Source organism: Mesobacillus boroniphilus JCM 21738, assembly GCF_000517385.1.
Lineage (GTDB): Bacteria > Bacillota > Bacilli > Bacillales > Cytobacillaceae > Mesobacillus > Mesobacillus boroniphilus.
The window spans coordinates 1-22,206 of sequence record NZ_BAUW01000067.1 but is presented as its reverse complement, the minus strand read 5'-3'; the positions used below and the strand labels follow the sequence as shown (position 1 = coordinate 22,206).

At 44.5% G+C, this 22,206-nt stretch carries 18 protein-coding genes, 3 pseudogenes and 1 other annotated feature; all 21 genes and pseudogenes read right to left on the bottom strand.

The annotated features are described in order from the left end of the window. Positions 1-66: 66 nt before the first annotated feature. The 21 genes and pseudogenes from tuf to epsC all read right to left on the bottom strand — a co-directional run bounded on the left by tuf (position 67) and on the right by epsC (position 22,008). The gene (gene tuf, locus JCM21738_RS16015; protein ID WP_023626433.1) at positions 67-1,254 is read right to left on the bottom strand and encodes an elongation factor Tu; all 1,188 of its coding nucleotides are present in this window, start codon (positions 1,252-1,254) and stop codon (positions 67-69) included. A 119-nt stretch (positions 1,255-1,373) separates the two neighbouring features. Further along, a pseudogene (fusA, locus tag JCM21738_RS16010) lies at positions 1,374-3,454 on the bottom strand (elongation factor G). A gap of 48 nt (positions 3,455-3,502) precedes the next feature. Further along, entirely contained in the window at positions 3,503-3,973 is a 471-nt protein-coding gene (gene rpsG, locus JCM21738_RS16005) for a 30S ribosomal protein S7 (protein ID WP_023626435.1), read from the bottom strand. Positions 3,974-4,014: 41 nt separating this feature from the next. After that, positions 4,015-4,437, bottom strand: a complete 423-nt coding sequence (rpsL, locus tag JCM21738_RS16000; protein WP_023626436.1) for a 30S ribosomal protein S12 — start codon at positions 4,435-4,437, stop codon at positions 4,015-4,017. A gap of 101 nt (positions 4,438-4,538) precedes the next feature. Continuing rightward, positions 4,539-4,787, bottom strand: a complete 249-nt coding sequence (locus JCM21738_RS15995) for a 50S ribosomal protein L7ae-like protein (RefSeq protein ID WP_023626437.1) — start codon at positions 4,785-4,787, stop codon at positions 4,539-4,541. A 181-nt stretch (positions 4,788-4,968) separates the two neighbouring features. Then, the gene (gene rpoC, locus JCM21738_RS15990) at positions 4,969-8,571 is read right to left on the bottom strand and encodes a DNA-directed RNA polymerase subunit beta' (RefSeq protein ID WP_023626438.1); all 3,603 of its coding nucleotides are present in this window, start codon (positions 8,569-8,571) and stop codon (positions 4,969-4,971) included. A gap of 113 nt (positions 8,572-8,684) precedes the next feature. Further along, positions 8,685-12,244: pseudogene (gene rpoB / locus JCM21738_RS15985) on the bottom strand (DNA-directed RNA polymerase subunit beta). 245 nt (positions 12,245-12,489) lie between these two features. Beyond that, positions 12,490-13,092, bottom strand: coding sequence for a class I SAM-dependent methyltransferase (locus JCM21738_RS15980; RefSeq protein ID WP_023626440.1), 603 nt, complete (start codon positions 13,090-13,092; stop codon positions 12,490-12,492). Between the two features lie 157 nt (positions 13,093-13,249). Next, a complete protein-coding gene (gene rplL, locus JCM21738_RS15975; protein WP_023626441.1) occupies positions 13,250-13,612 on the bottom strand; it encodes a 50S ribosomal protein L7/L12 in 363 nt (120 codons plus the stop codon). A gap of 57 nt (positions 13,613-13,669) precedes the next feature. Continuing rightward, positions 13,670-14,170 (bottom strand): 50S ribosomal protein L10, encoded by a 501-nt coding sequence (gene rplJ / locus JCM21738_RS15970; RefSeq protein ID WP_023626442.1) that lies wholly within the window; start codon positions 14,168-14,170, stop codon positions 13,670-13,672. 31 nt (positions 14,171-14,201) lie between these two features. Beyond that, positions 14,202-14,339: a sequence feature (ribosomal protein L10 leader region), on the bottom strand. 50 nt (positions 14,340-14,389) lie between these two features. Beyond that, positions 14,390-15,081: pseudogene (gene rplA / locus JCM21738_RS15965) on the bottom strand (50S ribosomal protein L1). Positions 15,082-15,384: 303 nt separating this feature from the next. Further along, positions 15,385-15,810, bottom strand: a complete 426-nt coding sequence (rplK, locus tag JCM21738_RS15955; protein ID WP_023626445.1) for a 50S ribosomal protein L11 — start codon at positions 15,808-15,810, stop codon at positions 15,385-15,387. Positions 15,811-15,982: 172 nt separating this feature from the next. Further along, on the bottom strand, positions 15,983-16,516 hold the full coding sequence (gene nusG, locus JCM21738_RS15950) for a transcription termination/antitermination protein NusG (RefSeq protein WP_023626446.1): 534 nt from the start codon (positions 16,514-16,516) through the stop codon (positions 15,983-15,985). Positions 16,517-16,792: 276 nt separating this feature from the next. Continuing rightward, positions 16,793-16,975, bottom strand: a complete 183-nt coding sequence (gene secE / locus JCM21738_RS15945; RefSeq protein WP_023626447.1) for a preprotein translocase subunit SecE — start codon at positions 16,973-16,975, stop codon at positions 16,793-16,795. Between the two features lie 51 nt (positions 16,976-17,026). Next, a complete protein-coding gene (gene rpmG, locus JCM21738_RS15940; RefSeq protein ID WP_023626448.1) occupies positions 17,027-17,221 on the bottom strand; it encodes a 50S ribosomal protein L33 in 195 nt (64 codons plus the stop codon). Positions 17,222-17,331: 110 nt separating this feature from the next. Beyond that, positions 17,332-17,982, bottom strand: a complete 651-nt coding sequence (gene sigH / locus JCM21738_RS15935) for an RNA polymerase sporulation sigma factor SigH (protein WP_023626449.1) — start codon at positions 17,980-17,982, stop codon at positions 17,332-17,334. A gap of 68 nt (positions 17,983-18,050) precedes the next feature. Then, on the bottom strand, positions 18,051-18,560 hold the full coding sequence (locus JCM21738_RS15930; protein ID WP_023626450.1) for an NYN domain-containing protein: 510 nt from the start codon (positions 18,558-18,560) through the stop codon (positions 18,051-18,053). 2 nt (positions 18,561-18,562) lie between these two features. Further along, positions 18,563-19,291 (bottom strand): 23S rRNA (guanosine(2251)-2'-O)-methyltransferase RlmB, encoded by a 729-nt coding sequence (gene rlmB, locus JCM21738_RS15925; protein WP_031308210.1) that lies wholly within the window; start codon positions 19,289-19,291, stop codon positions 18,563-18,565. A 235-nt stretch (positions 19,292-19,526) separates the two neighbouring features. Further along, positions 19,527-19,931: a Mini-ribonuclease 3 gene (locus tag JCM21738_RS15920; protein ID WP_031308211.1), complete on the bottom strand. Its 405-nt coding sequence runs from the start codon at positions 19,929-19,931 to the stop codon at positions 19,527-19,529. Positions 19,932-19,934: 3 nt separating this feature from the next. Beyond that, positions 19,935-21,332, bottom strand: a complete 1,398-nt coding sequence (gene cysS / locus JCM21738_RS15915; RefSeq protein WP_023626453.1) for a cysteine--tRNA ligase — start codon at positions 21,330-21,332, stop codon at positions 19,935-19,937. Continuing rightward, entirely contained in the window at positions 21,322-22,008 is a 687-nt protein-coding gene (epsC, locus tag JCM21738_RS15910; protein ID WP_023626454.1) for a serine O-acetyltransferase EpsC, read from the bottom strand. The genes cysS and epsC overlap by 11 nt, the downstream gene beginning before the upstream one ends. Between the last annotated feature and the right edge of the window lie 198 nt (positions 22,009-22,206).

Genomic DNA, 22,206 nt, shown 5'->3' with positions numbered 1-22,206 from the left:
TGTATTTTCCTATTAAATAAAAAACAGCTGGATCGTCATCCAGCTGCTTTCATTATTTTATTAAAATTACTCTTGAATTGTTGCTACAACGCCAGCGCCTACAGTACGGCCGCCTTCACGGATTGAGAACTTAGTTCCTTCTTCGATCGCGATTGGAGCGATTAGTTCAACAGTCATTTCAATGTTGTCACCAGGCATAACCATTTCTACGCCTTCAGGAAGGTTACAAATACCAGTTACATCAGTTGTACGGAAGTAGAACTGCGGACGGTAGTTTGTGAAGAATGGAGTGTGACGTCCACCTTCTTCTTTTGAAAGGACGTATACTTCAGCAGTGAACTTTGTGTGTGGCTTAACAGTACCTGGCTTAGCAAGTACTTGACCACGTTGGACTTCTTCACGAGCTACCCCACGAAGAAGTGCACCGATGTTGTCTCCAGCTTCTGCATAGTCAAGAAGCTTACGGAACATTTCAACACCTGTTACAGTAGTTGATTTTGGCTCTTCAGTAAGACCGATGATTTCGATAACGTCACCGACTTTAACTTGTCCACGCTCAACACGGCCAGTAGCAACTGTTCCACGGCCAGTGATTGAGAATACGTCCTCAACAGGCATCATGAATGGCTTGTCAGTGTCACGTGTTGGTGTTGGGATGTACTCATCAACTGCAGCCATAAGCTCGTTGATTTTTTCTTCCCACTCTGGCTCTCCTTCAAGAGCTTTAAGAGCAGATCCTTTGATAACTGGGATGTCATCGCCAGGGAAGTCGTACTCAGAAAGAAGGTCACGTACTTCCATTTCTACTAATTCAAGAAGTTCTTCGTCGTCAACCATGTCACACTTGTTCATGAATACAACAAGGAAAGGTACGCCTACCTGACGAGAAAGAAGGATGTGCTCACGAGTTTGTGGCATTGGGCCGTCAGCAGCAGATACTACTAAGATACCGCCGTCCATTTGTGCAGCACCAGTGATCATATTCTTAACATAGTCAGCGTGTCCTGGGCAGTCAACGTGTGCATAGTGACGTGTTGCAGTTTCGTACTCAACGTGTGCAGTTGAGATTGTGATACCACGTTCGCGCTCTTCTGGAGCAGCATCGATTTGGTCATATCCGCGTGCTTCACCGCCACCTTGCTTAGAAAGAACAGTAGTGATAGCAGCTGTTAGAGTAGTTTTACCATGGTCAACGTGACCAATAGTACCAATGTTAACGTGTGGCTTAGAACGATCGAATTTAGCTTTTCCCATTAGAAAAATCCTCCTTTAATATATGAAAATTAAGTATATTTTAATGTGGTGTGAAATAGGATCCCTATTTCACAGTGTTATGCTTACATTAGTAGTTATACTTGATTAAATGGTGAAAATCAATTATTCACCTTTATTTTTTTGATGATTTCTTCAGAAACTGACTTAGGAACTTCTTCGTAGTGGTCGAAGTGCATTGAGAATACACCGCGTCCTTGTGTGCTTGAACGAAGAGCAGTTGCATAACCGAACATTTCTGAAAGTGGAACCATTGCACGAACAACTTGTGCGTTACCACGAGCATCCATACCTTCGACGCGTCCGCGACGAGCAGTAATCATACCCATGATATCTCCAAGGTATTCTTCAGGAATAACAACTTCAACCCTCATGACAGGCTCAAGGATGACTGGCTTACACTTGGAAGCAGCATTCTTTAGTGCCATAGAAGCAGCGATTTTAAACGCCATTTCAGAGGAGTCAACATCGTGGTAAGAACCGTCAAACAGTCTTGCCTTGATGTCAACAAGCGGATATCCTGCAAGAACTCCGCGATCTAGAGCATCTTCGAGACCAGCTTGAACCGCTGGGATGTATTCACGTGGAACTACACCACCGACGATGCCGTTCTCGAATTCGAAGCCTTTTCCTTCTTCGTTTGGAGAGAATTCGATCCAAACGTGTCCGAATTGACCACGTCCACCTGACTGACGAGCGAATTTACCTTCAACAGAAGCTGATTCGCGGAAAGTTTCACGGTAAGCAACCTGTGGCGCACCTACGTTAGCTTCTACTTTAAATTCGCGCTTCATGCGGTCAACGATGATGTCAAGGTGAAGTTCACCCATTCCAGCGATGATAACCTGTCCAGTTTCCTGGTCAGTATGTGCGCGGAAGGTAGGATCTTCTTCTTGAAGCTTTTGCAATGCAGTTGTCATTTTGTCCTGGTCAGCTTTTGACTTAGGTTCAACTGATAACTGGATTACAGGCTCAGGGAACTGCATGGATTCCAAGATAACAAGGTTCTTATCATCACATAGAGTGTCACCTGTAGTTGTATCCTTAAGACCTACAGCTGCTGCAATATCACCCGCGTAAACCTTAGATATTTCCTGACGGCTGTTTGCGTGCATTTGAAGGATACGTCCGATACGTTCACGCTTTCCTTTAGTTGAGTTCTGAACATATGATCCAGACTCAAGAGTTCCAGAGTAAACGCGGAAGAACGTTAACTTACCAACATAAGGGTCAGTCATAACTTTGAACGCTAGAGCAGAGAATGGCTCGCTGTCGTCCGCATGACGTTCAACTTCTTCTTCTGAATCTGGAAGAGTACCTTTAATAGCAGGTACATCCAGTGGAGATGGAAGGTAGTCAATAACAGCGTCAAGCATTAGCTGAACACCTTTGTTTTTGAACGCTGAACACAGATAACTGGGTAAAATTCAACATTTGTTGTACCCTTACGGATTGCAGCTTTGATCTCTTCGACTGTAAGCTCTTCTCCGCCAAGATACTTCTCCATTAACTCTTCATCAAGCTCTGCTACCGCTTCAACTAACTTTTCACGGTATTCTTCAGCTTGAGCCATATATTCTTCTGGAATTTCCCCAACAGTGATTTCTGTTCCAAGGTCATTGCCATAGAAAACCGCTCTCATTTCAACTAGGTCGATGATTGCTTCAAACTCATCTTCAGCACCGATCGGAAGTTGGATCGGGTGAGCGTTGGCTTGCAGACGATCATGAATAGTTGATACAGAGTATAGGAAGTCCGCGCCTAGCTTATCCATTTTGTTAACGAATACTACACGTGGAACTCCATAAGTTGTAGCCTGGCGCCAAACAGTTTCTGTTTGAGGCTCAACACCTGACTGTGCGTCAAGTACTGCTACTGCACCATCAAGTACACGCAGTGAACGTTCAACTTCAACAGTGAAGTCTACGTGTCCTGGTGTATCAATGATGTTTACGCGGTGTTCTTTCCAAGAAGCTGTTGTTGCAGCAGAAGTGATCGTGATTCCACGCTCTTGTTCCTGCTCCATCCAGTCCATTTGAGAAGCACCTTCGTGTGTTTCGCCGATTTTATGAATACGGCCAGTATAATAAAGAACACGCTCAGTTGTTGTTGTTTTACCAGCATCAATATGAGCCATGATTCCAATATTACGAGTTTTATCTAAGGAGAACTCTCTTGCCATTTGGTCTTTCTCCTTCCTAGTATATGTGTTTTTAGATTGAAGGTAAGATTACCAACGATAGTGAGCGAATGCTTTGTTTGCTTCCGCCATTTTGTGTGTATCTTCGCGCTTCTTAACAGAAGCACCAGTGTTGTTAGCAGCGTCAAGAATTTCGTTAGCAAGACGCTCTTCCATTGTCTTTTCCCCACGAAGACGTGAGTAGTTTACCAACCAGCGAAGACCAAGAGTTGTACGGCGGTCTGCACGCACCTCAACTGGTACTTGGTAGTTAGCTCCACCTACACGGCGTGCTTTTACTTCTAGAACAGGCATTATGTTCTTAAGAGCTGCATCGAATACTTCGATTGGCTCTTTGCCTGAACGCTCACGAATGATATCAAAAGCTGAATAAAGGATCTTTTGTGATTTACCTCTCTTGCCATCGATCATCATCTTGTTAATCAAGCGAGTGATAAGCTTTGAGTTATAAATCGGATCAGGCAATACGTCTCTCTTTGCAACTGGACCTTTACGTGGCATATAATTTCCTCCTTTCAAAAAGGGTTAATAGTTTTTGTTTATTATTTCTTAGCTGCTTTTGGTCTCTTTGTACCGTACTTAGAACGGCCCTGCATACGGTTGTTAACACCAGCAGTATCAAGAGCACCACGAACGATATGGTAACGTACACCCGGTAAGTCTTTTACACGTCCTCCACGGATAAGAACAACGCTGTGTTCTTGAAGATTGTGCCCGATTCCTGGGATATAAGCTGTTACCTCGATTCCGTTAGTCAAACGTACACGAGCGTATTTACGCAACGCTGAGTTTGGCTTCTTCGGAGTCATTGTACCAACACGAGTACATACACCACGCTTTTGTGGAGATGAAACGTTGGTTTGTGCTTTCTTGAAGCTGTTGTAACCTTTATTTAGCGCAGGAGATTTTGACTTCTCCTCTTTTGAGCTACGCGGCTTGCGCACTAATTGGTTAATTGTAGGCATGATCTTTTTCCTCCCTTCACATTTTGTGTAAGCCCACACATCCAGGTGGTTCATTTTTTTACAAAAAACAAAGTTTTTGCAGTTCACTGCAAAAACAGTTTTTACTTGGTTATCGCTACAGCTGAAGCTCCTACGGCAATCCCGCATGCCTTCCCCAATTTTTTCATAGAGTCGACATAGGTGATGGCGGTGTTCATATCTCTGGCAGTTTGCAATAGATTCGCTGTAACCTTAATGTCAGCGTCCATGGCAATGACCAGTTCGATTACTTCGCCAGCCTTCAGTGCTTTCACTGTTTGCTTTGATCCTACTATAATCTTTTTAGCCTGAGCTACTTTTTCATAAGACATGATATCCTCCAAAGTAACCGGTAAATAGGAGCACCTTTGAAATAGTAACATCTAGCGCAAGGGATGTCAACAACATTGAAAAACTTTTTCCGCTAGAATGCTGCATTATTTATAGAATAACTCTTTTTTCTTTAAAAAGGCGGCACTTTCTGTCGTGGCAGAGAGCACCGCGCTTCTTATTTTATTCTACAGTGATTGCATCTTCGGCATTTTCTTCTTCCATTGAGATAGGCTCAGCTCTTCTGTAGCGCTGCATGCCTGTTCCCGCTGGTACGAGTTTACCGATGATAACATTTTCCTTCAGGCCGAGAAGTTCATCGCGCTTGCCTTTGATCGCAGCATCTGTAAGCACCCTTGTTGTTTCCTGGAAGGATGCTGCAGACAGGAATGAATCTGTCTCAAGCGATGCTTTTGTGATACCAAGCAGTACCGGGCGTCCTGTTGCTGGCATTTTGCCATCAAGAAGTGCTTTGCGGTTAGCGTCAGTGAACTGATGGATTTCAAGCAATGTGCCTGGCAGTACATCTGTTTCACCTGCGTCGATAACCCTGATTTTGCGCATCATTTGGCGCACCATTACTTCTACGTGTTTGTCGCCGATTTCAACACCCTGCATACGGTATACCTTTTGAACTTCCTTCAACAGATATTCCTGCACAGATTGAACGTCTTTGACTCGCAACAGTTCCTTAGGGTCGATCGAACCTTCTGTAAGTTCCTGGCCGCGTTCTACATGGTCATTTATAGCTACCTTTAGGCGAGCTGTATATGGCGCATTGTATGTGCGGCTTTCGATTTCACCTTGAATGACGATTTCCTGCTGACGATCTTTTCCTTCGTTGATGCCGACTACGACACCTTCCAATTCGGAGATAACAGCTTGCCCTTTAGGATTACGCGCTTCAAACAATTCCTGGATACGCGGAAGACCTTGTGTGATATCATCTCCTGCAACACCGCCCGTATGGAATGTACGCATTGTAAGCTGTGTACCAGGCTCTCCGATTGACTGGGCAGCGATAATACCGACCGCTTCGCCAACTTCAACTTCCTGGCCAGTCGCAAGATTGCGTCCGTAGCATTTTTTACATACGCCGTGGCGTGTATTACATGTGAATGCAGAGCGGATCCATACTTCTTCAATCCCTGCTTCTATTACTTCAACAGCCAAGTCTTCTGTAATCAATCCGTTTTCAGGTACAATCACTGCCTTAGTTTCAGGATGCTTGATTGCCTTCCTTGCATAACGGCCAATTAAACGCTCATCTAGAGGTTCGATTACTTCAGTACCATCTTTAAGTGATTTGATGAATAAGCCTCTGTCTGTTCCGCAATCGTCTTCACGCACGATGACATCCTGTGCTACGTCTACGAGACGGCGAGTCAGGTAACCTGAGTCAGCAGTCTTAAGTGCAGTATCGGCAAGACCTTTACGAGCACCGTGTGTGGAGATAAAGTACTCCAATACTGTCAGACCTTCACGGAAACTTGACTTTATCGGCAACTCGATGATTCGTCCAGCCGGGTTGGCCATCAAACCACGCATACCAGCAAGTTGCGTGAAGTTAGACGCGTTACCACGGGCTCCGGAGTCACTCATCATGAAGATAGGGTTTGAATTATCCAGTGATTTCATCAGCTTAGCCTGGATATTATCCTTCGCCTGGCTCCAGATAGAAATAACACGATCATAACGCTCATCCTCGGTAATCAAACCGCGTCTGAACTGCTTAAGAACATTATCTACCTTTGTTTGTGCTTCTGAAATGATTTCCTGCTTTTCTTTAAGAACCACGATATCAGCCACACCAACCGTAATACCCGCTTTTGTCGAGTATGTGAAACCAAGTCCCTTCATACGGTCGAGCATTTTTGATGTTTCTGAGATTTTGAACTTCTTGAATACTTCGGCAATGATATTTCCAAGAATCCCTTTCTTGAAAGGGTCTACCAATGGCATAGTATTAATAACTTCCTTGATATCAGTGCCTTTCTCTACAAAATACTTATCAGGAGTACTCTCCTCAAGATTTTCCTTGGACGGCTCATTGATATACGGAAATGAGGCCGGCAGAATTTCGTTGAAGATCAGCTTACCAACTGTCGTGATCAAAAGCTGACCATTTTGCTCCTCAGTAAATGTCTGATTGCCCAGGGATGATGCTGCAACAGCAATACGTGTATGAAGATGTACATAGCCATTCTGGTATGCGATCAACGCTTCGTTAGTATCCTTGAACACCATACCTTCACCGATAGCGCCTACTCTTTCAAGTGTCAGGTAATAGTTACCTAAAACCATATCCTGTGAAGGAGTAACAACCGGCTTTCCATCCTTAGGGTTCAGGATGTTCTGGGCAGCAAGCATCAATAGGCGTGCTTCTGCTTGTGCTTCAGCAGAAAGTGGAACGTGAACCGCCATCTGGTCACCATCGAAGTCAGCGTTGTAAGCTGTACATACAAGCGGGTGAAGACGGATTGCGCGTCCTTCGACCAATGTTGGCTCGAACGCCTGGATTCCAAGTCTGTGAAGTGTCGGGGCACGGTTCAGCAATACTGGATGCTCCTTGATTACATCTTCAAGCACATCCCAGACTTCCGGCTGAACGCGCTCGATCTTGCGTTTGGCAGACTTTATGTTATGAGCTAATCCCTTTTGTACAAGTTCTTTCATTACGAACGGCTTGAATAGCTCAAGGGCCATTTCTTTCGGCAGTCCGCACTGGTACATATGCAGGTTTGGACCTACGACAATAACCGAACGGCCTGAGTAGTCAACACGCTTACCAAGAAGGTTTTGGCGGAAACGGCCTTGCTTACCCTTCAGCATATGAGAAAGGGACTTCAATGGACGGTTACCTGGTCCAGTAACTGGACGACCGCGGCGGCCGTTATCGATCAACGCATCAACAGCCTCCTGCAGCATACGCTTTTCGTTCTGGACGATGATGCTAGGAGCACCGAGGTCAAGAAGGCGTTTAAGGCGGTTGTTACGGTTGATTACTCGGCGGTACAAATCATTCAAGTCGGAAGTTGCGAAACGTCCACCGTCAAGCTGTACCATCGGGCGAAGCTCCGGCGGGATAACAGGCAGCACATCAAGGATCATCCAAGAAGGCTCATTGCCAGAACCACGGAATGCTTCTACTACCTCAAGACGCTTGATTGCACGTGTACGACGCTGGCCTTGTGCTGTTCTTAATTCTTCTTTCAGCATATCTGCTTCTTTATCAAGATCGATATCTGATAGCAGCTTTTTAATTGCTTCAGCTCCCATGGCAGCCTGAAACTTGTTGCCGTATTTTTCGCGGTAAGCACGGTATTCTTTCTCTGACAACAATTGCTTCTTTTCAAGAGCCGTGTCGCCAGTTTCCGTTACTACATACGAAGCAAAGTAAATAACTTCTTCAAGCGCGCGCGGAGACATATCAAGGACTAGTCCCATGCGACTAGGAATTCCTTTGAAATACCAAATGTGAGAAACAGGAGCTGCAAGCTCGATGTGCCCCATTCTTTCACGACGGACCTTTGCACGTGTTACTTCAACACCGCATCGGTCACAGACTACTCCTTTATAGCGGACTCTTTTGTACTTTCCGCAATGACATTCCCAATCCTTCGTCGGTCCGAAAATACGCTCACAGAATAAGCCGTCTTTTTCTGGCTTTAAAGTACGATAGTTGATTGTTTCCGGCTTCTTAACCTCACCGAAAGACCATGAACGGATCTTGTCGGGTGAAGCGAGGCCAATTTTCATGTACTCAAAATTATTAACATCTAGCAAGGGGCCTACCTCCCTTTTAATCTAGGGTTTTACCCTAATGATCTTCCAAAAAGGAACACACGTGGACAATACTGTTATTCAACTGTTTGTTCACGTGTGCCAATTAGATGGACCTATTCTTTCATTCCTACTTTTTCAGAATCCATATCTTCTGTTTCAGGAGCAACTGTCAGTGTTTCTGCATGCTGCAATTCTTCTTCATCATCAAAGTCGCGCATATCGATCTCTTTTTCATCGCCTGATAGGATCTTAACGTCCATACCAAGACTTTGTAATTCTTTCATCAATACTTTGAATGATTCAGGAACGCCTGGTTCGGGTACGTTTTCACCTTTCACAATTGCTTCATACGTTTTGACACGTCCAATAACATCATCGGACTTGACAGTCAAGATTTCCTGCAATGTGTACGCAGCGCCGTATGCTTCAAGCGCCCAAACCTCCATCTCCCCGAAACGCTGTCCGCCGAATTGGGCTTTACCGCCGAGCGGCTGCTGCGTAACAAGAGAATATGGCCCAGTAGAACGAGCATGAAGCTTATCGTCTACCATGTGAGCAAGCTTAATCATGTACATGACACCAACAGATACACGGTTATCGAATGGTTCACCTGTACGTCCATCGTATAGGACTGTTTTCGCATCTCTGGCCATGCCAGCTTCCTGGATCGTTGACCATACGTCTTCCTCACGAGCACCATCGAATACCGGTGAAGCAACATAGATTCCCAGGTAGCGTGCTGCCATGCCAAGATGAAGCTCAAGAACCTGACCGATATTCATACGTGATGGTACCCCTAGAGGGTTAAGCATGATATCGACTGGTGTTCCGTCCGGAAGGAAAGGCATATCTTCTTCCGGAAGGATTCTAGAGATAACCCCTTTGTTACCGTGGCGCCCTGCCATTTTGTCCCCTTCAGAAATCTTACGCTTCTGAACGATGTAAGCACGGACAAGCTGGTTAACACCCGGAGGAAGCTCGTCGCCATCTTCACGGTTGAACACTTTGACGTCAAGGATAATCCCCCCGCCGCCATGTGGAACACGCAATGAAGTATCACGGACTTCCCTTGCTTTTTCGCCAAAGATGGCGTGAAGGAGACGTTCCTCCGCAGTTAATTCAGTAACCCCTTTAGGCGTAACCTTGCCAACTAGAAGATCTCCATCTTTCACTTCAGCACCAACACGGATGATTCCGCGTTCGTCAAGATTTCTCAATGCATCTTCCCCAACGTTCGGAATATCACGTGTGATTTCTTCGGGTCCAAGCTTCGTATCACGGGACTCTGACTCATATTCTTCTATATGGATAGATGTATAAACATCTTCCTTGACGAGGCGTTCACTCATGATGATCGCATCCTCGTAGTTATAACCATTCCATGTCATAAAACCGACAAGGACGTTACGCCCCAGTGCAAGTTCACCTTTTTCCATTGATGGTCCGTCAGCAAGGATTTCTCCTTTCACCACACGGTCACCAAGACTTACGATTGGGCGCTGATTATAACAAGTACCCTGATTGGAACGAATGAACTTAAGCAGACGATATTTATCAAGGTCGCCCCTAACTTCCTGACCGTCTATTTCAGTAACACGGCGAACCCATACTTGACGCGCTTCAACGTGTTCTACAATTCCTTCATGCTTACAGATTACTGCAGCTCCGGAGTCCTTGGCATTCACGTGCTCCATTCCCGTACCTACGATTGGTGCTTCCGGCTGCAATAACGGTACAGCTTGTCGCTGCATGTTCGCACCCATCAAGGCACGGTTGGAGTCATCGTTTTCCAGGAATGGGATACACGCTGTCGCCGCGGATACAACCTGCTTAGGTGATACGTCCATATAATCGACTCGTTCGCGATTAACAACAGTATTTTCACCGCGGAAACGGGCAACCACTTCATTGTCAATGAACGAACCATCTTCATCAAGACGAGCATTAGCTTGCGCAACTACATAATTGTCTTCTTCATCAGCTGTTAAGTAATCGAATTCCCTAGTCACCTTACCTGAATCGGGGTCAACGCGCCGGTATGGAGTCTCAATGAATCCGAAGCGGTTCACCTTCGCGAAACTTGAAAGCGAGTTGATTAAGCCGATGTTTGGACCTTCAGGTGTTTCAATCGGACACATACGTCCGTAATGGGAGTAGTGTACGTCACGCACCTCGAAACCAGCGCGTTCACGCGTAAGACCACCAGGTCCCAATGCAGAAAGACGCCTTTTATGTGTCAATTCAGCCAGCGGATTCGTCTGATCCATGAACTGTGAAAGCTGAGAGCTTCCAAAGAACTCTTTCATGGACGCAATTACCGGACGGATATTGATTAATTGCTGGGGTGTAATTGTATTTGTGTCCTGGATGGACATTCTTTCACGAACTACTCGCTCCATTCTGGACAAACCAATTCGGAATTGGTTCTGCAGCAGTTCACCAACAGAACGAAGGCGTCTGTTTCCTAAATGGTCGATGTCATCCGTATCGCCAACACCGTGCAGCAAGTTAAAGAAGTAGCTGATGGATGAAATGATATCAGCGGGCGTGATGTTTTTGATTGGTTCCGGGACATAGGCATTTCCTAAAACAGTAATTTCTTTCTCGCCCTCATCGTTCGGAGCATAGATTTTAACACTTTGCAGCGTTACATCTTCTTCAACCACGCCGCCATATGGCTGAAATTCTTGAAGCCAACATTCTTCTCCAGCGCAGGTATAATCTTATCGAGTGTACGGCGGTCTAACGTGACGCCCTTCTCGGCAATGATTTCCCCTGTTTCAGGATCCACTAATGTTTCTGCAAGCTTTTGCCCGAATAAACGGTTTTTAATATGAAGCTTTTTGTTGATTTTATAACGCCCTACATTTGCAAGGTCATAGCGCTTTGGATCAAAGAATCTTGATACCAGAAGGCTTTTTGCATTATCAACTGTAGGCGGTTCGCCTGGACGGAGACGCTCGTAAATTTCAAGAAGCGCTTTTTCCGTGCTTTCCGTATTGTCTTTTTCAAGAGTATTACGGATATATTCGTTATCACCGATCAGATCAATGATTTCTTGGTCAGAACCGAATCCAAATGCACGCAAAAGAACCGTAACAGGGAGCTTCCTCGTACGATCGATCCTTACATATACAACATCCTTGGCATCTGTTTCATACTCTAACCAGGCGCCACGGTTCGGAATAACAGTCGCACTGAACCCCTTCTTCCCGTTCTTATCAAGTTTTCCATTGAAATACACACTTGGTGAACGCACTAACTGGGAAACGATAACCCTCTCAGCACCGTTGATTACAAACGTGCCAGTTTCTGTCATAAGCGGAAAATCGCCCATAAAGACATCCTGGTCCTTTACCTCTCCTGTTTCCTTATTCACAAGGCGGACCTTTACTCGCAATGGCGCATTGTAAGTGACGTCTCTCTCTTTCGATTCTTCCACTGAATATTTCGGTTCGCCAAGACTGTAATCGATAAACTCTAACGATAAGTTACCAGTAAAGTCTTCAATCGGTGAAATGTCTCGGAACATCTCACGGAGGCCCTCATCAAGAAACCACTGATAGGAAGAGGTTTGAATTTCAATCAAATTCGGCAATTCCAAAACTTCACTGATGCGAGCATAACTTCTACGTTGGCGGTGTCGTCCATACTGAACTAGTTGACCTGTCAACTGATTCACCCCTCAAATAAAGCGTTATTATTCATCTATCCCTGTCTTGTCCATGAAGTTTCCTCCATTTCAAAAGACAAAAAGAAAAAGGGTTTTCTCCTAAAAACCACAATTCCTGCAACGAACAATTATTTTGTTAGTTTTCCCTTTATGCCCAAAATTATACAACTTTCGATGAAATTAGCAATGGAAGAGGAAACTAATATATTGGCATTTTATAATATTAACATAGCGGTTTTCTCAAGTCAACATTTAACAGATTTGATAATAAAGTATCCTTTACTTTTTGCCGCAATGCCTACTTCACCAAATAACTCTTTCATTTTTTCCAATGCTGATGGCGCACCCTGTTTCTTTTGGATGACCACCCAAAGCTCTCCGCCTTCAGCTAAATGCAGAAAACTTTGTTCGAAAATATCATGCACAACCTTTTTTCCAGCACGGATCGGCGGATTGGTAAGGATTGCATCGAATCCTTTCTCCTCCACTCCAGTCAGCCGGTCACTTTCATAGATTTTCACATTATCTATTTTATTTTCTGCTGCGTTCTCCTCAGCAAGCATAATCGCTCTTTCATTGACATCCACCATGTGAACCGTTGCGCCCGGATAAGCTTTAGCCAATGAAAGTCCTATCGGTCCATAGCCGCAGCCGACATCAAGAATCAATCCATCAGCTTTATTTAACCCGAAAGTTTCAATCAATAACCTTGACCCAAAGTCGACTTCCTTTTTCGAAAAAACTCCAGTGTCAGTCTTAAAGCGGATGCTATTCCCCTTCAATTCGCTTTGCCATTTCGCAGGATTGCTTTCAGTACTGGGTTTGCGGGAGTAATAATGTTCAGACAAAATCTCTCACCTCCACGGGGACTCATTTGAAGAATGCGAACGCGGATTGCATTGCTACTGCGGTATTATAAGCCTTTAAAAAATAAAAAGCAAAATTCGAAACTAATAAAGCGAAAAAAAGCCCGCTTTAGCAGCGAGCTTTTTATTGTAAGGTTGATTACTTAACTTCGACGTTAGCTCCAACTTCTTCAAGCTTAGCTTTGATTTCTTCAGCTTCTTCTTTAGAAACGCCTTCTTTAAGAGCTTTAGGAGCGTTGTCAACAACTTCTTTCGCTTCTTTAAGGCCAAGACCAGTGATTTCACGAACAACTTTGATAACCTTGATCTTCTGGTCGCCAGCAGATGCAAGTACTACGTCAAATTCAGTTTGTTCTTCAACAGCAGCTCCAGCAGCTCCACCCATCATAGCAACTGGTGCAGCAGCAGTTACGCCGAATTCTTCTTCGATAGCTTTTACTAGATCGTTAAGTTCTAAAACAGTCATATTTTTAACTGCTTCAATGATTTGTTCTTGAGTCATGATTTGTTTCCTCCTAATAGGTAAGTTTTTTATTGTTAAACAGTAATTATTTTTAACTTACGCGCCTTGCTCTTCTTTCTGTTCTGCAACAGCCTTTGCAGCAAGAGCAAAGTTGCGGATTGGAGCTTGAAGTACGCTGAGTAGCATAGAAAGTAGACCTTCGCGAGACGGTAGGTCTGCAAGTGCCTTGATTTCTTCTACTGTAACGATGTTGCCTTCAACTACGCCCGCCTTGATTTCAAGCGCTTCGTGCTTTTTAGCGAATTCGTTAAGAATCTTCGCTGGTGCAACTACATCTTCAGTACTGAACGCGATTGCGTTAGGACCTGTTAAAGATGTGTTTAAGTCAGCAAGTTCAGCAGCCTCAGCAGCACGGCGTGTCATAGAGTTCTTGTAAACTTTGAATTCTACGCCAGCTTGACGCAGCTCTTTACGAAGTTCAGTTACTTCCGAAACTGTAAGTCCGCGGTAATCAACAACGATTGTTGATTTGCTTTCTTTTAGTTTGCCAGCAATCTCGTCAACGATTTGCTTTTTCACTTCGATGATTTTGCTCATCCTTACACCTCCTGTAGATTTTTCATTTATACCGATTAAATAAAAACCTCCGCATCTAAGGCAGACACGGAGGAAGTATACAATAGTAAAGTTGATGCTCTATCGTATGACCTCGGCAGGTTATTAAGCTATAAGCTCCTGCTGTCTGCGGTACAAATGTTATTTTATTTTCACAACAAGAAGAATTATATCTAATGCTTCTTTAATTGTCAAATACTATTATTTTACAGTTGAAGAATCTACCTTAACGCCAGGTCCCATTGTAGTAGAGATCGTAACATTCTTCATGTAAGTTCCTTTAGCTGCAGCCGGCTTAACCTTCATCATAGTTTCGAAGATTGTGTTGAAGTTTTCAACAAGCTTGTTGTCTTCGAAAGAAACTTTTCCGATAGGTACGTGGATGTTACCAGACTTATCAACGCGGTATTCTACTTTACCAGCTTTGATTTCGTTAACTGCTTTCGTTACATCGAAAGTAACTGTGCCAGTCTTAGGGTTTGGCATTAAGCTTTAGGTCCCAATACGCGGCCAAGCTTACCAACTTCCCCCATCATGTCAGGCGTAGCAACGATTACGTCAAAGTCGAACCAGCCTTGCTGGATCTTGTTGATGTATTCTGCATCGCCAACATAGTCTGCGCCCGCAGCTTCTGCTTCTTTCAACTTTTCGCCTTTAGCGAATACTAGTACACGTTGAGTTTTACCAGTACCGTTTGGAAGTACAACCGCTCCACGGATTTGCTGGTCAGCTTTCTTAGGGTCTACGCCCAAACGGAAAGCAGCTTCAACTGTAGCGTCAAATTTAACAGTGCTTGTCTTCTTAGCAAGCTCAACTGCTTCAGCAACTGTATACGCTTGAGCGCGATCTACAAGCTTAGCAGCTTCAAGATACTTTTTACCTTTTTTAGCCATTTTTATTTCCTCCTAGAATGTGGTTTTAACGGAATAACCTCCCACTTTGAAAAGCGGAGACACCTCGGTCAGCCCCGACAGGCACTGGAAGACCAGACAGTAAAGTCGTTTTTTGACTTTATTGGCTGGGCTGAAGTGTCCTGAGGGGCCAGGTGCCGGAGCTAGACAACGAAAAGCGGTGGCACCTTTGAGGTACCAGAGCTCAAAAAGCAAAGGCGCTTCATGAGCGCCATATCGGACAGATAAAAGGTTGCGAGTGAAATCCATCAGCTTCGCAACCCCCCTCAATCCACTGTAGCAGAATTAGTCTTCGATCGTGATACCCATGCTGCGAGCAGTACCTTCTACCATGCGCATTGCTGCTTCAACGCTAGCTGCGTTAAGATCAGGCATTTTCTGTTCAGCAATTTCACGTACTTTATCACGCTTAACTGTTGCTACTTTATTACGGTTTGGTTCACCAGAACCAGACTGAATTCCAGCTGCTACCTTCAAAAGAACTGCAGCAGGAGGAGTTTTCGTAATAAATGTAAATGAACGGTCTTCAAAAACCGTAATTTCAACAGGAATGATTAGTCCAGCTTGGTCAGCTGTACGAGCGTTAAACTCCTTACAGAATCCCATGATGTTAACACCGGCTTGACCTAATGCAGGTCCAACTGGTGGTGCCGGATTGGCTTTGCCAGCAGGGATTTGCAATTTAACCATTTTAATTACTTTTTTAGCCACGAGACACACCTCCTTAAAGTCCGTGATGTGGTAATAGGGGATTTTCCCCTCCCACTCATTTTAAAAGTCTTTATATAAAATAAAGAACTTGACATATATCTGTCAATCGTCCAAGACATACTGACCTATGAAATATTAACACTTTTCAAAGTCGATTTCAAGCTATTTCAAACTATATTTTTTCGATCTGGGAAAATTCGAGCTCAACAGGAGTATCTCGGCCGAACATATTGACAAGAACTTTAAGCTTTGCCTTGTCCTTATCGATCTCTTCTATTGTACCCGTGAAGTTGGCAAATGGCCCTTCGCTTACCTGGACAGTTTCACCAAGTTCGAAATTGATATCAACCTTCTTCTCCTCAACTCCCATGCGCTTGAGGATGAACGTTACTTCTTCAGGCAATAACGCGGTTGGTTTTGATCCTGCACCAGCAGAGCCAACGAAACCAGTTACACCTGGAGTGTTGCGGACAACATACCAAGAATCATCAGTCATGACCAATTCTACAAGGACATAGCCCGGGAAAGTCTTTCTCTTAACAACTTTCTTTTTACCATTTTTGAAATCTGTTTCTTCTTCTTCAGGTACGATAACCCGGAAGATCTTATCTTGCATGCCCATTGTTTCGACACGCTTTTCAAGATTTGTCTTGACCTTGTTCTCGTAGCCTGAGTAAGTATGCACTACATACCAATTCTTTTCCATCTTAGAGGACTAAATCGTCCGTCCCTCCCCATTTCCAAACGTCATTAGAAAAGCGTAAGTGCCTCGGTCAGCCCCGACCAGCGCTGGAAGGCCGGGCAGTGAAGTCGTTCTTTGACTTCATTGACTGGACTGAAGCGACCTCGAGGGGCTAGGCACTGGAGCTAGACAACATCTAATGTATAGGTAATTTTTTTCAAGCAAATAAAAAACCCGTTATCCGGGCTTTTAAACTTGTCCTGCGTTTATATTTTTCATTATACCATGAGTGCGTAGTGGTTATTCAAGAATTATGCGAATCAATTCAGAAATACCTAGGTCTAACACTGCGAAGAATAAAGCAGCAAAAACAACCGTAGACAGAACCGTAATCGTGTAGCGAGTGAGTTCTTTGCGTCTAGGCCAGCTGACCTTCCTCATTTCACGTCCAACTTCACTGAAAAAATTAGTGATGCGCTGCATTTTGTTACCTCCAACTTATCGGGATTCCATATGATGATCTATCTGAAAACCTTATTTCGTTTCCTTATGAACTGTATGGGCACCGCAGTTGCTGCAGTACTTTTTCAGCTCCAGCCGTTCTGTCTGCGTTTGCTTGTTGCTTGTTGTGGAATAATTGCGGGAACCGCATTCCTTACAAGCAAGAGTCACTTTGTTGTTCATTGACACTACACCCGCTTCAACAGGCTGATTCCAATCTAATGTCATGAAACCGCCATCTATTATATCTTTAAAAATGTACCACGGCTGATAGCTTGTGTCAATAAGGGCTCAAGAGATTAAAAGTCAGTTTTGTGGCTATTTTTCGGCAATTCAGCTTACACTGACAGCTCTCTCAGCTCAAGATACCTCTCAAGCTTCCGCTTTACACGCTGAAGTGCATTGTCGATTGACTTGACATGGCGATTAAGCTCTTCAGAAATTTCCTGGTAGGATTGTCCGTCCAAATATAATGCGAGCACTTTTCGTTCAAGGTCACTCAGCAGCTCTGACATTTTCACTTCAATCTGGTCAAACTCTTCCTGATTAATAAATAGTTCTTCGGGGTCCATCACTTTGGCTCCGCATAAAACATCCATCAGCGTCCTGTCCGATTCCTCATCATAAATCGGCTTGTCCAGGGAAACATAGGAGTTAAGCGGGATGTGTTTTTGCCTTGTGGCCGTCTTGATGGCCGTAATGATCTGACGGGTAATGCATAGTTCTGCAAATGCTTTGAATGATGTCAGCTTGTCCTCCCGAAAGTCACGGATTGCTTTATATAAGCCGATCATTCCTTCTTGCACGATGTCCTCTTTATCTGCTCCAATCAGGAAGTATGACCGTGCCTTCGCCCGAACAAAATTCCTGTATTTGTGAATCAGATAATCAAGTGCGTCACTTTCTCCTCTGTGCACTGCTTCTACAATTTCCTCATCTTCCAGCAACAAATAAGCGTCATTTAAACGATTCCCGATGTCAGCACTCATTTCGATCCCCCCGCCCGCACATACAGTTAGAAATATTATACAGCAGGCTTTTTTAAGGCGTCAACAGGTCATTGCTCCCCTCTGCGCCATTTTTCAAAAATTTCTGCCACTTCTTTTGTAAGCGGAATCTTGGCACTTGGCTTCTTTTCCTGGATTACTTTCACCCGTTTTTCTATTTTTTTGCTGATTAAATTTGTTTCGTTAAGCAGCTCTCTTGCTGATTTCCTTAGGGCTCCCTGTCCAAAAATCGCCCACTGCTCGGTGTAGTCCGAGGTGGCTACATGAATCTGCGTTTTGCGGTTGCTGAGGTCGATCGCCAGCCTTTCAATCCGTTCATCCGCAGTTTCATTTTCTTTTGTAAAAATAACTTCCACCTTATAATTGTTATATTTCTTTTGGGTACCTGATACAAAATGGGCATCAAAAACAATGATGACGCGATAGCCGGTATATGCCTGATATTCAGCCATGGTTTCCACCAACCGGTCCCTGGCGGCAGAAAGCTCTCTCTTCTTCAAGCTGACCAGCTCCGGCCATGCGCCAATGATGTTATAGCCGTCTACAAGCAGGATATCCATTCCTATTCCCCTAGCGGATGACGTTTGCGGTGAACTTCATACATCAAAAGTGCCGCGGCAACTGATGCATTCAAGGAAGTAACATGTCCAACCATTGGAAGACTTAAAAGAAAATCACACTTGTCCCTGATCAGCCTTCCCATTCCTTTTCCTTCGCTGCCAATCACCAGGCCAAGAGGCAAAGTTCCATCGATTTGACGAAAATCCTGTTTTGCCGAAGCATCCGTTCCAGCGATCCAGACACCGCGATCCTTCAATTCATCGATTGTCTGCGCCATATTCGTGACTCTCGCCACCGGGATATATTCGATGGCACCAGTTGATAATTTTGCAACTGTAGTTGTCAGCCCAACAGCTCTTCTTTTAGGAATGATAATCCCGTGAGCTCCCGAGGCATCAGCTGTCCTCATGATGGAACCAAGATTGTGGGGATCCTCTATTTCATCGAGGAGCAAAAAGAACGGAGCCTCATTTTTCTTTTCCGCTGCCGCGAACAAATCATTGATCTCCGCATATTCATAGGCTGCCACCTGGGCGATGACACCCTGGTGATTTCCATCGGCAAGCTGGTCGATTTTCTTTTTCGGGACGAATTGGACAATGACATTGGCTTCCTTCGCCATCCCGATTACCTGCTGCATCTGTCCGCTCTGGGAGCCCTCCGCAATCAGGATTTTGTTAATGTCACGTTCCGATTTCAAGGCTTCGATTACCGGATTTTTTCCGATTATGTAATCCTGGTTTTCTTTTTGTTCTTGAAGTTGTTCAGGTTTTTGCCCATATTTCTGGTCGCGCCTTGCCTCATGTTTCTGGTCCTGGCCTCTGGCTGTTCTGTTCTTTGGCTTATTATCCTGTCTTTGCGCCTGGTTCCGCGCTGGTTTCCGCTTCTTGTCATCAACTGGTTTTTGCCTATTGTTCCGGCTCTCTTTTTGTTGCTGTTTCTGGCCCATGAATCTTTCCTCCCTTCTATTCTTCAGCAAGTGCAAATATTGTGGTTATCAGTTCTTCTATCCGTTGCTCATTGCCTGCCAGATACAAATAACCGATCAAGGCCTCAAAGGCAGTACTGTAACGGTATGTTTGGACATCCGTGTTTCTCGGGACAGATCCAGACTTCGCATTCCGGCCCCTTTTTACAATCGTTATTTCCGCTTCGGACAGCTTCTCCATTTCAATCAGCTTGTGGAGGTATTTCGCCTGCGATTTTGCCGATACATAAGCAGTCGCTTCTTTATGCAGCTTGTTTGGCCGAACCATGCCGCTTTGCAGCAGGTGATGGCGTACATACAGTTCATATACGGCATCACCCATGTAAGCAAGCGCCAGGCTATTCATTTGTTTTTCATCTACTTTTTGTTCGTAATGCAGCATCATTTAGCCTCTTTTCCATCTGATGCCTTGCGGAGTGTCTTCGATGATGACATTCATTTCCTTCAACTGGTCACGGATTTCATCCGCCAGCTGGAAATTCCTATCCTTGCGAGCCTGCGTTCTTTTTTCGATCAAGGCTTCGATTTCTTCATCAAGCAATTCCTCATCTTTAAGCGGCAGGCCGAGAACGTCGAACAAAATCTCGAATTCCTTCATGAATGCGTTAATTACTTCCTCGGAAGTGTTTTTCTCCATTAAATACAGATTGGATAGCTTTGAGAGTTCAAACAGGGTGGATACGCCATTTGCAGTATTGAAGTCATCATCCATATCCTTGATAAACTGCTCACGCAGACCGTCAATTTTATCCAGCCATTCCTGGTTGTCATCAGTAAGATTAGTGCTTGCTCCAAGTCGGTGCTTCAGATTTTGGTAAGATGTCTTCAAGCGCTCGAAAGCAGCCTTTGTCTTTTCAAGCAGCTCTTGGCTGTAATTGATCGGATTCCGGTAATGAACCGAAATCATGAAAAATCTTAATACCTGTGGATCAATCTGCTTAATGATTTCATAAACTGTGACAAAATTGCCAAGTGACTTGGACATCTTTTCATTGTCAATATTGATATATCCATTATGCATCCAATAGCGGGCAAATGTCTGGCCTGTCAACGCCTCTGACTGGGCGATTTCATTTTCGTGATGCGGGAAAGCCAAATCCTGTCCGCCAGCATGGATATCGATCGTGTCTCCAAGATATTCGCGGGCCATCGCCGAGCACTCAATATGCCAGCCTGGACGGCCTTTGCCCCAAGGACTATCCCAGGAAATCTCGCCTTCCTTTGCCGACTTCCAAAGCACGAAGTCAAGCGCATCCTGTTTCTTTTCCCCAACCTGGATCCTTGCTCCAATCTTGAGCTCTTCAATGGATTGATGGGAAAGCTTGCCGTATTCTTTGAATTTTCTCGTTCGGTAGTAGACATCTCCGCCTGATTCATAGGCAAAACCTTTTTCAATCAGCGCGCTGATAAAGTCAATAATCAAATCCATTGTCTCCGTTACCCTTGGATGTACATCAGCTGTCTTGCATCCAAGTGCATGGACATCCTCAAAATAAGCGTCGATGAAACGTTGGGCAATTGTCGGTACATCTTCCCCGATTTCATTCGCTGCTTTAATCAGTTTGTCATCGACATCGGTGAAGTTCGAAACATAATTTACATCATATCCGCGGAACTCAAGGTAGCGGCGGACCGTATCGAAAACAACGGCCGGACGGGCATTTCCGATGTGAATGTAGTTATAGACGGTAGGACCGCATACATACATTTTCACTTTTCCCTCTTCTAGCGGGATAAACTCCTCCTTGTTACGAGTGAGTGTATTATAGATTTTAATTCCCATTTTTCATGCCCCTTCCTTGCTTCGCAACTTCCAGTTCTTCTTGTAATTTGACTAAATCAAGTTCTTTTTTCAATTTAACCAATTCCATTTCAATTTCTTTGCACCTGTCCGATACAGGATCAGGTAAATCACGATGGTTGAAATCTTTATTGATCCTGACGCCATCCTGGATGACGATTTTTCCAGGGATGCCAACAACAGTGGAGTTCGGCGGTACATCCTTCAGGACAACCGATCCTGCGCCCACTTTAGAATTCTCCCCAATCGTTATCGAACCTAAAACCTTAGCGCCGGTCGCAATCAGGGCATTGTGATTGACAGTCGGGTGGCGTTTACCCTTTTCCTTTCCAGTCCCGCCCAGGGTCACTCCCTGGAACACAGTCACATTATCACCAATCTCACACGTTTCACCAATGACGACGCCCATTCCATGGTCGATGAAAAAACGTCTGCCAATCTTAGCTCCCGGATGGATTTCAACTCCCGTGAAAAAACGGCTGATTTGCGAAATGGCTCTTGCGACAAAATAAAACTTCCGCTTGTAGAAAGCATGTGCCAAACGATGGGACCATATCGCATGCAGGCCTGCGTATGTCAAAACCACTTCCAGCACGCTCCTGGCCGAAGGATCCTGATCAAAAACAACATCTATGTCTTCCTTCATCATCTTAAACATGGTGAAATCCTCCTTCTTGATAAATTTATATTGCCCCTTTGCTCAGTAGTGAGCACCCATAAAGCCGAAATTTGGTTCTATAACCTTACAAAACCCTTTATGTGGCAAAATGCTGTATTTCCTCACTGCCCGGATTCAATCCCAAAAATGAACTAAACCATATAAGAAAAGCGCAAGCACCTTGGTCAGCCCCGACAA